Here is a 1,023-nt window from a genome sequence, read left to right as displayed (position 1 = left end):
AAGCCTCGCCCTGCGGGTCGCGGCTGGGCGCTTTGCCGTCGAGAAGGGCGAAGATATGTTGCCGGACCTTGTCGTGAACCATCTCTTCGTCAATATGCCCCATTTTGGCTTCGGCCAAAATCTCTGGTTGGTACTGCCCCACGGCGGGAGACACTACGCCGATGCGGGTGTATCGGTTTACGTCCATGAAGCGTAGAGCGCAGAAGCGTTTGAACCAGATGTCGGCCCCGCGTTCAGAGACCCACTCCTTGCCGTGGGCATTGATGGCCTCTTCGAGGTTTTTGATGGCCTCGGCACGTTCACGCCGTATCACACTGTTCTCGGCCAGCACGTGTTTCAGTTTCACGGAGACCTGTTCCATCAGAGAACGTCTGGCGAGTTGAGCGAATTTTTTAAGTTTTGTTGTTTTCATTTAAGAATCCTTTGAAACACGAATGGACACGAATCCACGCGAATAATTTTTAACCACGGAATAAACGGAAGGGGTACTTGCTATACACGATTTTATCCACCCGTACATAAAAGCGTGTATATTTGCGCCAGCCATAGTTGTTATCCTTGCCTTTTTCAATTTCTATAAACGGAACCGCCAATTTCTTCCAATAATTATCTTCTTGAATATAAACACCTTCTGTCTCTATCAGTTTGGTTTTGTAGGGTTATTGACTAAATTTTTATCAATCTTTTTCTTCCAGCTATCTAAAGCATTTTTGAATAGTTGTTTATCTTCCTCAAAATTAAGTGGGTTGGGGCTTCTCCTATTACTATAAATTTCATCTGCTACTTCCGAATAAATCTTTTCAAAGTCACCCAAATAAACCCTTCTCTTATTTGTTCTGTCTCTATTTTTAACCTTAATATATCCCCAATCCTCAAGCGCCGAAATATACCTAGAAATACTTCTAGGATCAACTCCTGTATTTCTAGCAAGGAACGAATTAGAGGCCCAACAACCATCATCTTTGTCTTTGTAAAGATAAAACCAAGAGAACAGAATCTTTGCTTTCTCCGAGATATTCCAAT

General features: G+C 43.3%; 2 protein-coding genes. Both read right to left on the bottom strand.

Annotated elements, in window-relative coordinates; genetic code table 11:
* On the bottom strand, window positions 1-412 hold a 412-nt coding region (locus RQ738_RS13620), incomplete at its 3' end, for a hypothetical protein (protein ID WP_314165863.1).
* 228 nt (window positions 413-640) lie between these two features.
* Window positions 641-1,023, bottom strand: a 383-nt coding sequence (locus tag RQ738_RS13615) for a helix-turn-helix domain-containing protein (RefSeq protein ID WP_314165862.1), incomplete at its 5' end; no start/stop codon positions are given.

It is taken from the genome of Sulfuriflexus sp., assembly GCF_032250955.1.
GTDB lineage: Bacteria > Pseudomonadota > Gammaproteobacteria > AKS1 > AKS1 > Sulfuriflexus.
Note: the sequence above shows the minus strand (reverse complement) of the source record. Positions and strands in the feature narration are given on the sequence as shown.